Below are 12668 nucleotides of genomic sequence, written 5' to 3'. Positions count from 1 at the left end.
GCCGGGCAACACCCCACAGCAAGGAGCAGCCATGTGCCTGGCGGTACCCGGCAGAGTGATGGACATCGAGGAACGTGACGGTACCCGGATGGCCACCGTCGACTTCGGCGGTGTGGTCAAGGAAGTGTGCCTGGAATATCTGCCGGACCTCCAGGTCGGCGAATACGCCATCGTCCATGTGGGGTTCGCGCTGCAGCGACTCGACGAGGAGTCGGCGCGCAAGACGCTCGAACTCTTCGACGAACTCGGTCTGCTCCAGGAAGAGTTCGGGGATCCGTGGGAACGGGCCGCAGAGGCCGGCGGAACGTCCCCGACCGGTGGCGCCGACGCGCCTCAGGAGGTTCAGCGGTGAAGTACACCGAAGAGTTCCAGAACCCGGACCTGGCGCGTCGGCTGCTCGACGACATCCACTCCGTCGTGACCCGCCCGTGGGCGCTGATGGAGGTCTGCGGTGGGCAGACGCACACCATCATCCGGCACGGCATCGACCAACTCCTGCCGGACCAGGTCGAGCTGATCCATGGCCCGGGTTGTCCCGTCTGCGTCACGCCACTGGAGGTCATCGACAAGGCGCTGGAGATCGCCTCCCGCCCCGAGGTGATCTTCTGCTCGTTCGGGGACATGCTCCGGGTCCCCGGCACCGGCCGTGACCTGTTCCGGGTCCGCAGCGAGGGCGGCGACGTGCGGATCGTGTACTCGCCGCTCGACGCGCTGAAGGTCGCCCAGCAGAACCCCGACCGTGAGGTGGTCTTCTTCGGGATCGGTTTCGAGACCACCGCACCGCCCAACGCCATGACGGTGTATCAGGCGCGCAGGCTCGGCATCCCGAACTTCAGCCTGCTGGTGTCCCATGTGCGGGTCCCCCCGGCCATCGAGGCGATCATGCAGTCGCCGAGCTGCCGGGTGCAGGGGTTCCTCGCCGCCGGCCACGTGTGCAGCGTGATGGGCATGCGGGAGTACCCGGAGCTGGCCGAACGGTTCCAGGTCCCCATCGTGGTCACCGGTTTCGAGCCACTGGACATCCTCGAAGGCGTACGGCGGACCGTCCTGCAACTGGAGCGCGGTGAGCACACCGTGGAAAACGCGTACCCGCGCGCCGTGCACCCGGACGGGAACCCCGCGGCGCTCACCATGCTGGAGGACGTCTTCGAAGTCACCGACCGTGCCTGGCGCGGCATCGGCACCATCCCCGACAGCGGCTGGCGGCTCTCCACCCGCTACCGGGACTACGACGCCGAGTACCGCTTCTCCGTCACCGGTATCGACACCGAGGAGCCCGCCGAATGCCGCAGCGGTGAGGTCCTGCAAGGACTGCTGAAGCCCCATGAGTGCGAGGCGTTCGGGACCACCTGCACCCCGCGCAACCCGCTCGGGGCCACCATGGTCTCCAGCGAGGGCGCCTGCGCCGCGTACTACCTCTACCGGCGCCTCGACATCAGGACCGCACCCAGGGAGACGAGCCCCGTTGCCTGAGACCACCGAAGCACTGAACGCCACCGTCACCGCGACAGCGGCCGTCCCCGGCGAGCCGCCCGTACTCGACCTCACGGCATGGACCTGCCCGGCACCGCTGCGCGACCAGCCGCGGGTGGTGATGGGCCACGGCGGCGGCGGGGCACTCTCGGCCGAACTGGTCCAGCACGTCTTCGCGCCCGCCTACGGGGGCGACGTGCTCGCGCAACTGGCCGACTCCGCCGTGGTATCGCTGGGCGGCGCCCGGCTGGCCTTCTCCACCGACTCGTACGTCGTGCGGCCACTGTTCTTCCCCGGCGGCAGCATCGGGGACCTCGCGGTCAACGGCACGGTCAACGACCTGGCCATGAGCGGTGCCAGGGCCGCCTATCTCTCCTGCGGTTTCATCCTGGAGGAGGGTGTCGAGGTCTCGGTCGTCGCACGCGTGGCCAACGCGCTGGGCGCGGCCGCGCACACTGCCGGCGTCGAGGTGGCGACCGGCGACACCAAAGTCGTGGACGCCGGTCACGGCGACGGCATCTTCATCAACACCGCCGGGATCGGACTCGTCCCGGCCGGCGTCGATCTGCGTCCCCAGCGAGTGGTCCCGGGCGACGTCGTGATCGTCAGCGGCGCGATCGGTGTGCACGGCGTGGCGATCATGAGTGTGCGCGAGGGCCTCGAGTTCGGCGTGGAGATCGAGAGCGACTGTGCGGCCCTGGGTGGGCTGGTGGAGACCATGCTCGCGGTCACCCCCGACCTCCATGTCCTGCGCGATCCCACACGTGGCGGGCTGGCCGCGGCACTCAATGAGATCGCGGTGGCCTCCGGCACCGGTGTCGTCATCCAGGAGCGCAACGTTCCGGTCCCGCCGGCCGTGGCGAACGCCTGCGCCATCCTGGGCCTCGACCCGTTGTACGTGGCCAACGAGGGCAAACTCGTCGCGTTCGTCCCCCGTGAGCACGCCGAAGCCGTTCTGGAGGCGATGCGGGCGCATCCGCTGGGAGCTGAGGCGACCGTGATCGGCGAGGCGGTGGAGGCGCATCCGGGCATGGTCGTGGCCCGCACCGGGCTCGGCGGGACGCGCGTGGTCGACCTGCCGATCGGGGAGCAGCTGCCGCGGATCTGCTGATCCGATGCTCCTGCGGACCGCTCGCGCGGATGCGGGAGCGGCGCCGTGTGGGGACCCTGGAGAGGTGGGGGTGACTCGCTGAGGAGGACCCATGTCAATGATGGACAAGATCAAACACATGCTGAAGGGCCACGAGGACAAAGCGGGAAAGGGCATCGACAAGGCGGGCGACGCCGTCGACACCAAGACGCAGGGCAAGTACACCGGCCAGGTCGACACGGCCCAGGACAAGCTCAAGGACCAGTTCGGTTCGGAGCCGGGCCAGGACCGGCCGCCGCAGCCCTGACCGCGCCGCCCTGCTCCCGCGGATCGCGCGGACGCCCGATGATCACCACGATCCCCTGTGTTCCGTGCCCGCTGCCGTTGAGGGTGTGGCCGCGTCGTGCGCGGCCACACCCTCAGGGCGAGGACGCCGCATCGGGCTCGCACGAACCCGATGCGGAGTGTCGTCACGCGCCCGGACGCGGAGTGAAGCCGGTGGCCGGGCGTTCCATCCGCTCTCCGTCCACGATGATGTCGACGGCTTCGTTGTAGAACGCGATGAGGCCCTTGACCGCCCCCGCGGCCGGGATGGGGTCGGGGTAGCTCCACGCCACATCCGCCGGTGTCTCGCTGTCCGTGTCGGTCAGGGACCAGTACACGGCTGTCCCCTTGTAGGGGCATCCCGTACGCAGACCGGTCGGGGTGAACAGATCGAGGCGGACGTCCTCGCGGGGGATGTAGTAGCGGACGGGCAGGCGTGTCTCGAAGAGAAGCACCGGGCTGCGGGTGTCCGCGACCAGTGTTCCGTCGATCTCGATCCTCACATGCCGCGAGCTGCGGAGCGCGTCCACGCGCGAGTACGGGTCGCGGGGGTGGACGAAGATCTCCTCGTCCTCCTCGTACCAGTGGTCGGGGCCCACGCCGACGCGTCCGAACCACTCGAAGGCGATGTGCCCGGCGAGCTCGGCGCCCGGGAAGGTCCATGCGGCGTTCGGCTCCGTGACGCCATCCACGACGAGGTCGTAGAAGACCGTGGAGCCGGAGTGCGCACCCGCGTGGGGGGCGGCCGCCGGGCGGAGCAGATCGGTGCGGACGTCGTCCTGGGGGAAGGCGTAGAGCGGCACGGCATGGCCGGGTTCCCACACGAGGACCGGTCGGCGGCTGTCGACGACAACGGTCGTGCCCTTCTTCCCGCGCACCCGGCGCTCGCTCGGCTCCCAGGTGAGGGCGGCGTCCGGTACCGGGTGACGGCGCTCGACGGCACGTGCGGGTGGAGCGGTCACTGAGTCCTCCTGCGCGAGGGTGCTGATCGAGGTGCCCGTCGAGATCTCTGCGACAGTCCACCGGACCCGGCTCCAGGGCTCCATACGCCCCGCCGGTCCAGTGCCGGCCGGGCCGATGGCGGGCCGTCCCCTTGTACCCGCAGCCCAGCGGGTACCGGACCGGCCTGTCTCAGCGTACGTCCGCACGCGGGCCGGAGCACCGGACCACGTCCGCGTACCGAGGGCGGGCACGGACCGTTTCGTCCCGGCCCACCACACCGCCCCCTCGGCACGCCACCTGGTGAAGAGCTTCGGCGGTGCGGGCACCCAACGGGGAAAGCGGTGGTCGGGGCGTCCAGCAGGCAGAAGAGGCGTGAGCTGCTCGGGTTTTCGACCACACCGCGCGGCAAGCGACCACACGTGGTCGCGATTCCGTCTGCTCGGCAACCACTGCCCCGAAGTCGGCCCCTGCGGCCACGCCTTCCGGCGACGGATCCGCCCCAACCCCTTCGAATGCGTCGTGCCCGTCGCCCGCGAGATCGACAACCCGGCCAAGGAACTCGTCCAGAGCGCAGGGCCCGGCATCCTCCAGTGGCTCATCGACGTCGGCGAGCGGCGCCGAGGGGCGGGCCTCGCAGCAGCCTGACCACTTCGTCGTGGTCCAGCCGGGCGATCCCGTCCACCAACGGCCTTTCGTGCGGGGTCTGCTGGGCGGTGACATACCGTCGTAGCCATCGTCGGCCGCCTTCCCCTTCAGCGCGGCTTCAACGCATCTGCCCCGCCCTGTACTTGGGACTCGGAGGGAATCAACGGGCCCTCCCGTGCTGCCCAGCGAGGGGGACGCAGGCAGCTGCTTCCGCGCCTTCTCGACGACGCACGACTGGTATTTCCTTTCGTTTCGCCACCCGATCCTGCCCTGTTCACCTGTGCTGCCCAAGATTGTTGCCATGGGCATGCAGCGGGCCGCCGCGGTATGCCCTACATCGTGGGCGACAGGAAGGACGACGGCTGATGCAGCCGACAGCGCGACGAAGACGGTTCGGTGGCATACGCGGTGGGTACCCCATCGCTGCCGTGGCCATGGCCGCGGTGCTGCTCATGGGCGGGAGCGCTGCGGCGGCACCCGCGGACCCCGGCCCGGCCAGGCAGAAGCCGGGTCGGAGCGAGCCGGGCGACACCTCGGGACTGCCGACGCTCACCCCGGACGACGGTGCGTACCTGGAGGGCAAGGCGAAGGTTGCGGCCACGCCGACCGCGACAGACGATGACGTGACCAGCCTCACGATCGACGGGGACGAGCTCGACGCCCGGCAGACGGTGGGTGTGTCCCGGCTGAGCTTCGACGTCGGGTCGAACTCGACGGAGGCCCGATACCACAACTACGTGCTCGTCAACGGCGCGTACCGGGTGGACATCGGCGACCTCGTCAACGAGCGGGCAACGGTCGAGATCCCGAACGAGCACCTGGTGAAGGGCGAGAACAAGGTCGAGATCTTCGCCGGCACGGTCGAGAGCTCGTGCGGCAGCAACTACGACGACTTCGTCCTGTCGGACGTGGGCCTCGAGCTGTTGGGCGAGGTCGCGGACGGCGAGGAGAACGAGTACACGTACTCCTTCGGCGACGGCAGCTGCGGCTCGAACACCTCGCTGCTCACGAAGGCGACGCTCCACTTCTTCGTCCTGGGCGACCCCCAGGGCACGACGGGCCTCGCCGCCGACGTGGACACGGCGAAGCTGGCCAACGGTACGCACACCATCTCCGCCAGGACCGCCTCGGGCGCAACCATCCAGCACACCGTGACCGTGAACAACGCCCCGGCGGGGGCGCCGCGCCTGCTGCCCAAGGACGGCACACTCGCGGTGGGCACGCAGCCCGTCTTCGCGACGACCCCGGCGGGCGGTGACAGTGGCGTCAAGTCGCTGACCGTCGACGGCGAAACGCCTGTCACCAAGGCGACGCTCGGCAACGGCGCGGCGACGTTCTCCTTCGACGTCGGCGCGAACTCGATCGACGACAAGTCCGACAACTACGTGCTGGTCAACGGCAAGCGCATCGACCTCGGTGGCAGTTGGGTGAGCCAGCGGGTGGACATCGCGATCCCGGCCCGGCACCTGGTGCCCGGCGACAACACGATCAAGGTCGTCACCGGCGCCTACAAGGCGTCCTGCGGGAACGACCGCGACGACTTCGCGATCTCCGACCTTGCGCTCACCCTCGACGGAGCCACCGTGGCAGGGCAGGACATCGAGGCGTCGTACGCCATGGGGGACGGCACGTGCGGGAGCAGCGGCACCGCCCTGCGCGAGGCCTCGCTGCGTTACACGATCGACGCCCCGGCGGTGCACGTCCCCGAGACGCTTGGTTCCGGTGACGCGACCCTCGGCTTCACCGTGGGCAGCAACTCGATCGAGGCGAGGTACGGCAACTACGTGCTCGTCAACGGCCAGAAGCTGGTGCTCGAGAGCGACTTCGTGAGCCGGCACGTGGAACTGACGTTCCCGAACGAATGGCTCGTCCCCGGCTGGAACACGGTCGACTTCGTGACCGGCACCTTCCCGACGTCGTGCGGCGACAACCGAGACGACTTCGCGATCTCGGCCGTCACGGTCACCCCGGCGAACGGCACGGCCACCGGCCACATGGTGAAGAGCTCGTACAGCATGGGCGACGGCAACTGCGGCGACAACGTGAACCCGCTGACCGAAATCGACCTCGAGTTCCTCGTGGACGGCCCGGCCCGTGGTCTGCGCGCCGACCTCGACACCACCGAGATCGAGGACGGTAAGCACAACCTCGCCGCGACCTCCGACACGGGAGAGACGGCGTCCCGTGTCCTGGTCAGTGACAACTCGGCACCGAAGGTCGCCCGGAGCACCCCGGCCGCCGGTCAGAAGATCACCGCATCGGTTGTCCTGGACGTCCGGTTGGAGGACGCCTCCGGCGTCGTGAACGGCCCGGACGTCAAGCTCGACGGCAAGCCGGTCCAACTGGGCACCGCGGTGGGCCCCGGCCTGTCCGCGGGTGAGCACACCCTGTCCGTGACCGCCACCGACGGCCCGGGCAACACCGGGACCCGCGAGGTCGTTTTCTCCTCCGCGGGCATCCCGGACGTGCCCGCCGACCTCACTCCGGCGTCGGGCACGACGGACGTGGACGGCGATGTGACGCTCACGGCGAAGGTGGCCGAGCCCGACGGCGGCACGGTGGACGCGACTTTCTCCCAGGCCGAGATCCTCACCCCGAACCAGGTGTACGAGGGCACAGCCGCGTCCCTCCCGACCACCCTGCGGGTCAAGGGCGAGAAGCACGTGTCGGCCAAGGGACTTGAGCCCGCCGACGGCAGAACCCTCGACGCCCCGGCCGGCCAGGATCTGACGTACCAGCGGTTCGACGTCCAGGTGAAGGGACACGTGGACTCCCCGGTGCTGCGCTGGGAGGGCGTCATCGACCCCGAGCGACTGACGGCGCTGCGGGTGTGGAACACGCGGACCGAGGAGTGGGACGTCCTGACGAGTGCCCGCGGCGCTGCCGAGGGCAACACCGTCCTGACTGCCGTGGTCGACCGGAAGTACATCGACCACCAGCAGGTTCACGTCATGGTGACGGGCGAGGACCCGTTCGCCGACGACATCGGCCCCGGCGACCCGAACAGGTTTGCCGACCCCGACTCGTACGACTTCTCGCTCGTCCACTTCACCGACACCCAGTACCTCTCCGAGGGCGCGGTGGAGCAGGAGACCGCCGAGGAGCGCGCGGTCTGGGAGTCCGCCTACGGCGGCATCGTCGACTGGATCAAGAAGAACAAGGACGACCGCAAGATCGCGTATGTCGCCCACACCGGCGACATCATCGAGAACAACATCCGCAAGCCCGTCGACGAGGCCGCCCGGCAGCAGGTCGTCGGCGAGTTCGAGATGTCTTCGAGGCAGCAGGGCGTACTGGACGACGCGGGCGTCCCGAACGGTGTCATCGCCGGCAACCACGACAACCAGTCGGGCACCGAGAACGGTCCCGGCGCGCTCTACAACCAGTACTACGGACCCGACCGCTACGCGGCGCTGTCCAAGGGCTGGGAGCACGCCGAGTACGGCGGTCCGTGGCGCGAGGGCGACAACCAGAACCACTACGACTTGTTCTCCGCGGGCGGGCTCGACTTCGTCGTGGTCGGTCTGTCGTACGGGGTGACGCGCGAGGAGGCCGAGTGGGCGGACTCGATCTTCAAGCGGTTCCCCGACCGCAACGGCATCCTGCTCTCGCACGACTACCTCGCCCCGAGCAGCAACCCCGACGGGCGCGGCGCCGCGTTCTCCGCGCCCGACGGCTCGATGCTCTACAAGACGGTGGTCGAGGACAACCCGAATGTGTTCCTCATCCTCGCCGGCCACGAGCACGGTGTGGGCACCAACGTGAAGACCGAGGTGGGCGAGGCCGGCCACGACGTCGTCGAACTGCTGGCGGACTATCAGTTCTACACGGTGTCGGCCGGCCGGCTCGGACTCACCGAGATCGGCGGGTACCAGCCCACCGATCAACTGCAGTTCGGTGCGAGCTTCTTCCGGATGCTCCAGTTCGACGTCGACCGCTCCGAGCTGGTCGTGGACACCTACTCGCCGCTGCTCGACGAGTTCGGCGCCACTGAGTACGACACCAACCACCGTTACAACGGGCTCGAGGACAACATGGTCCTCCCGGTCGACCTCAGCACCCGTACGACGACCTTCAAGACCGACTCGCTGGCGCTCTACAACCCCGTGAGCGTCATCGGGACGAGCAAGGTCGACTCCGGTGAGGTCGCCTCGGTGACCTGGAAGCACACCAAGCCCGACACGGCCTACGCGTGGCTCGTCACCGCGCGTTCCACCGGCGGCGGCGTGACGGCATCCGAGCCGAGCGTCTTCGTCACGAAGGACGCCGACGGCCGTCCCGGCACCTGGGGGCCGGAGTCCGAGGGGTACCGGTGGTTCACCCCGTCGAACCGACGGTGACCGGATGAGGCGATAGCTCCGATCGCCGCCGCCCCCGGACCGAACAGGCCCGGGGGCGGCGGCCGCCTCATCCACTCCTCCGACCCGGAATGCCGAGACCTCTCCATGCCTTCGCTCCCGCTGCTGTCCCGACTTCTGCCGCGCCGCCGGCCGCCCACGGCCGTCCTCGCCGCCGCGGCGGTCCTCTGCGGCCTGCTCGCAGCCGGCCTCGTCCACCCCACCCCGGCCGCCGCGCACGACGCGACCACCACCGCCTACGCCGAGGTCACCGGCACAGGCACCGGCAACGACGCCGAGGTCGTGCTCGACCTCGAGTACGACCTGCTCATGAAGTCGGCCTGGCTCTACGAGGAGGCCTATGACGCGAAGGGCCGGGCTGAGCAGGTTCGCCAGCTGCGGATCAACGCCGACGCCGTGACCGAGTACGTCACCGGGCGTTTCGCCGTCGCCTACGACGACAAGCCATGCACGCCAACCGTGACGGGTGACACGGACGTCCACACCCGCGGCGAGCGGCCCTTCGCGGTGCTGACGCTCACCTACGAGTGCGCGGGCGGCGCTGGGGGCACCCATGAGATCTCCAGTGCGGTGTTCCCCGACGCCGAGACCTTCGTCCACAGCACGGAGACGATCGTCGACTACCAGCTCGACAGGCAGAGTGGCTCCGCGGTCCTGACCACCGCCGAACCGACGCTGAAGACGGCCGAACACCAGAAATCCCGCCAGGCCGGGGAGTTCTTCCTGCTCGGTGCCGAGCACCTGCTGTTCGGCCTGGACCACATCCTCTTCCTGCTGTCCCTGCTCATCGGGGCCCGCAACCTGCGCGACGTCGTCCTCACGGCGACCGCCTTCACCGCCGCGCACAGTGTCACTTTCCTGCTGGCGGCCATGGGGGTCGTGGATGTACCGGGAGAGATCGTCGAGCCGGTCATCGCGGCGTCGATCGTCGTCGTGGCCCTCGCCAACCTCCGGTACCGCGACAGCGAGCGGACCGCCGGATGGCGGCTGCCGGTCGTCTTCGCGTTCGGTCTCATCCACGGTCTGGGCTTCGCCGGCGCCCTGGGCATCGACGAGAGCTGGTCCTGGGAGCTGCTGCTGTCGCTCCTGAGCTTCAACGTCGGCATCGAGGCGGTACAGCTGGGCGTCATCGCCATGCTGTTTCCGCCGCTGGTCCTGCTCCGCCGGACCCCCGCGCACCGCTGGACCCTGCCCGCGATGACAGCACCTGTCGTGGCCATCAGCCTGTACTGGCTCTGCGCCCGCATCCCCCTGCCGGTATGACCGCGAGAGTTCCCGGGTCTTCCGTGGTCGGCCCACCCGGAGTCCCGCGCTGCGGCGACCCCGGGGCGTGCGTGTCCGTGGGGCCGATCTGTACAAGACGACGCCCACCAGGACCGACCTGCGCAAGACGTTCCTCGGCGAGGCCAGTCCTCACGACGCCGCGTTCAACGAGGCCGACCCGCGCGACGTGTGGATCTCCCTTGTGAACAGCGCGGCTACGTCGGCGAAGGCCGATCCGATCAGTCGGAGGCCCCGAGCGGAGTACCGACGAGCGGCCCACCCACCTGCTCGATCCCGGGGGGAGGAACCGCAAGGTCCTTGTGGGCGTACATGAGGGACTCGTCCGCCAGGATTCGGTGCTGCGACCGGAAGCCGCCCCTCCCGCAAAACACCGCGGGCAACGACGTCCATCTGCACGTCACCAACTACCAGAACCGCTACTACGGCGGGGCGGGCGGCCACCAGGCTTTGACCAGGAGACCTACCGCCGACGTACTCCAGGAGTTTCGTGGCCGCCCGGTCGGCGACCACATTTCGCGCCGTCCGGGATGCGGCGCGCGCGCCTTCCGGGGAACGTGAGGGAGTGGTGCAGCAGAGTAGAGCCCTGTGGATCCCGGCCTGTGTCATCGTGCTGGTCGTGGTGATCGACCTGGCGACACCGCCCGATGTGACGTCCGCCCCGCTCCTGATGGCAGCGCCGGTCTCGGCCGCTCCGCTTCTGATGCCCGGGGGCATCGTCACGGTCGGTCTCGTGTCGATGGCGGTGCACGCCGGGCTGGCGAAGGTGGACGGCACCCTCGGCTGGCACCACGGCGTCCCCAACCAGGTCGCTCTCCTGGCCGTCACCGTGCTCGCCGTCCTCATCAACCGCACCCTGCACCGTCAGCACGCCAGGACCAGGCGCGCACTCCACGTCGCGGCCGTGGCACAGCGCGCCGTTCTGCCCCGCCCACCGTCACGGCTGGGCGGTCTGGAGATCGCGGCACGCTATGTGCCCGCCGAGAACGAGGCCATGATCGGCGGGGATCTGTACGTCGTGCAGAGCACCCCGCACGGCACCCGACTCATGGTCGGAGACGTGCGCGGTAAGGGGCTGGGCGCGGTGAATGCGGTCTGTGCGGACATCGGCGCCTTCCGGTACGCCGCGGACGAGGCCGAGGACCTCGCGCAGCTCGTGCTCGCGCTGGAGCGGGCCCTGCTGCGCGAGGGAGGACGGCGCGGGGGCCTGGAACAGCAGGAGGGCTTCACCACCGCCCTGGTCGCGGAGTTCTCCACCGACCTGAATGTCGTACGGATGGTGAACCGCGGCCACCCGCCGCCGTTGCTCCTCGACGTGCACGGGACGGCCACAGTCCTGGAACCCTCGCAGGAAGCGCCTCCCCTGGGGATGGTCACGCTGGGGGACTGGGTCTTCCCGGTCGACAGCTTCTCGTTCCCGCCCGGATCGACCCTGCTCTGCTACACGGACGGAATCACCGAGTCCAGGGATGCCGCCGGCACGTTCTACGACGCAGCCGCCCGTCTGCCCGTCCTGCTCCGGCGCGGCGCGCGAGCCGGAACACGTGTCACCCCGTCGCAGACCCTTGACGCACTGGTCGGCGACGTACGACGTCATGCGGGCGGCAAACGCCAGGACGACCAGGCGCTTCTGGCCCTGCACCGCCCGTCGGCGTGACGTACGTCGTCGACGAGCCGCAGACCGACGACGGGGCGCTACCGGCGGGGGACGCCCTGCGAGCCTTTCGGCGCGTCTCGGAGAAGCCGGACCACTGTCCGGGGAGACTCTCGTCATGACCAACGCAATGAAGGCAGTCCTTGAGGGCGGCCCTGACGATCTCCCCGAGCGGATCGTTCCCCTCACCACGCCCGGGTCGGACCTCAAGATCCCGTTCCGCGGCGGGTACGAGCACTTCAAGGCAACGACGCGCCACCAGGAGACCGCCGAGGGGCAACTGCCCATCTACGAATGGTGGGAACGCACGGAAATCCCAGGGTAGGCGCCACACCGGTACGGCCTTCCCACCCGCCCGATACGAGCGCACGGTTCCGTTCGGCCGACGCGTACGCATGTCCCGCTCGGCTCCCGCACTGTCGATGGGTACGCCGAGGACTGCCGTTCGGCCGTCCACCGGTGGCGCGCCCGCACAGGTGGCTGCTTGCGGCGGACCTGGCACCTGACGCCCTGAGCGGCTCCACGGAATCCTCACGGGAAGTCCTGCGGCGGCCGGCCAGACGGCATTCGTGTCCACGGGTGCGCTGCAGTGAGAACGCGAAATATGGCGGCTCGAGTGGGACCATGGAGACATGGTGCTGGATGTCATGGCCCCGCACAGCTGGTGGCCACGGTGACGAACCCCAGCTGCTGCGCAACCGTACCGGTCTGCACTATCGGCGGCGGTGGATAGTTCGGCACCGCCTCTTCCGGTCGATGGGTGTGTCGGGAAGGTGTACCGCTTCACCGTTGCAGAGATCCGTGAGACGCGCGATGAGACGAGCAGCGAACCCTGGTGAGGGGTGGGTGACATGACAACCCTGCTGGAGCGCTTTCTCAACATCCACGGTAGGCGTGATCA

At 69.2% G+C, this 12668-nt stretch carries 10 protein-coding genes and 1 pseudogene; 10 read left to right on the top strand and 1 reads right to left on the bottom strand.

All coding sequences use genetic code 11. The features are described 5' to 3' along the window. Nucleotides 1-31: 31 nt before the first annotated feature. The 4 genes from AB0I23_RS07730 to AB0I23_RS07715 all read left to right on the top strand — a co-directional run bounded on the left by AB0I23_RS07730 (nucleotide 32) and on the right by AB0I23_RS07715 (nucleotide 2870). Entirely contained in the window at nucleotides 32-352 is a 321-nt protein-coding gene (locus AB0I23_RS07730) for a HypC/HybG/HupF family hydrogenase formation chaperone (protein WP_359107802.1), read from the top strand. Continuing rightward, nucleotides 349-1473, top strand: coding sequence for a hydrogenase formation protein HypD (gene hypD / locus AB0I23_RS07725; protein ID WP_359107800.1), 1125 nt, complete (start codon nucleotides 349-351; stop codon nucleotides 1471-1473). Before AB0I23_RS07730 ends, hypD begins: the two co-directional genes overlap by 4 nt. A gap of 13 nt (nucleotides 1474-1486) precedes the next feature. Then, complete coding sequence (gene hypE / locus AB0I23_RS07720) at nucleotides 1487-2584, top strand: hydrogenase expression/formation protein HypE (RefSeq protein WP_359108027.1); 1098 nt, start codon at nucleotides 1487-1489, stop codon at nucleotides 2582-2584. A gap of 91 nt (nucleotides 2585-2675) precedes the next feature. After that, nucleotides 2676-2870, top strand: a complete 195-nt coding sequence (locus tag AB0I23_RS07715; protein ID WP_359107799.1) for an antitoxin — start codon at nucleotides 2676-2678, stop codon at nucleotides 2868-2870. A gap of 163 nt (nucleotides 2871-3033) precedes the next feature. Here the strand turns inward: AB0I23_RS07715 and AB0I23_RS07710 are convergent, their stop codons facing one another. Beyond that, the gene (locus tag AB0I23_RS07710) at nucleotides 3034-3849 is read right to left on the bottom strand and encodes a DUF427 domain-containing protein (protein WP_359107797.1); all 816 of its coding nucleotides are present in this window, start codon (nucleotides 3847-3849) and stop codon (nucleotides 3034-3036) included. A gap of 415 nt (nucleotides 3850-4264) precedes the next feature. On the opposite strand from AB0I23_RS07710, the pseudogene AB0I23_RS07705 reads away from it, so the two are divergent. The 6 genes and pseudogenes from AB0I23_RS07705 to AB0I23_RS07680 form a co-directional block, all read left to right on the top strand. After that, a pseudogene (locus AB0I23_RS07705) lies at nucleotides 4265-4432 on the top strand (DNA primase); the annotation flags it as partial. A gap of 407 nt (nucleotides 4433-4839) precedes the next feature. Beyond that, nucleotides 4840-8814 carry a metallophosphoesterase gene (locus AB0I23_RS07700; RefSeq protein ID WP_359107795.1) on the top strand — a complete coding sequence of 1325 codons (3975 nt, stop codon included), beginning with the start codon at nucleotides 4840-4842 and terminating at the stop codon, nucleotides 8812-8814. A 105-nt stretch (nucleotides 8815-8919) separates the two neighbouring features. Continuing rightward, the gene (locus AB0I23_RS07695; RefSeq protein WP_359107793.1) at nucleotides 8920-10095 is read left to right on the top strand and encodes a HupE/UreJ family protein; all 1176 of its coding nucleotides are present in this window, start codon (nucleotides 8920-8922) and stop codon (nucleotides 10093-10095) included. A gap of 330 nt (nucleotides 10096-10425) precedes the next feature. Continuing rightward, nucleotides 10426-10674, top strand: coding sequence for a hypothetical protein (locus AB0I23_RS07690; RefSeq protein WP_359107791.1), 249 nt, complete (start codon nucleotides 10426-10428; stop codon nucleotides 10672-10674). Between the two features lie 4 nt (nucleotides 10675-10678). Then, nucleotides 10679-11770, top strand: coding sequence for a PP2C family protein-serine/threonine phosphatase (locus tag AB0I23_RS07685; RefSeq protein WP_359107790.1), 1092 nt, complete (start codon nucleotides 10679-10681; stop codon nucleotides 11768-11770). 115 nt (nucleotides 11771-11885) lie between these two features. Then, on the top strand, nucleotides 11886-12092 hold the full coding sequence (locus tag AB0I23_RS07680; RefSeq protein WP_359107788.1) for a DUF5988 family protein: 207 nt from the start codon (nucleotides 11886-11888) through the stop codon (nucleotides 12090-12092). Nucleotides 12093-12668: the final 576 nt, after the last annotated feature.

This window comes from Streptomyces atratus, from assembly GCF_040655115.1.
In the GTDB taxonomy this organism is placed as follows: Bacteria; Actinomycetota; Actinomycetes; order Streptomycetales; family Streptomycetaceae; genus Streptomyces; species Streptomyces atratus_D.
This window is presented reverse-complemented; position numbering and strand designations above follow the sequence as displayed.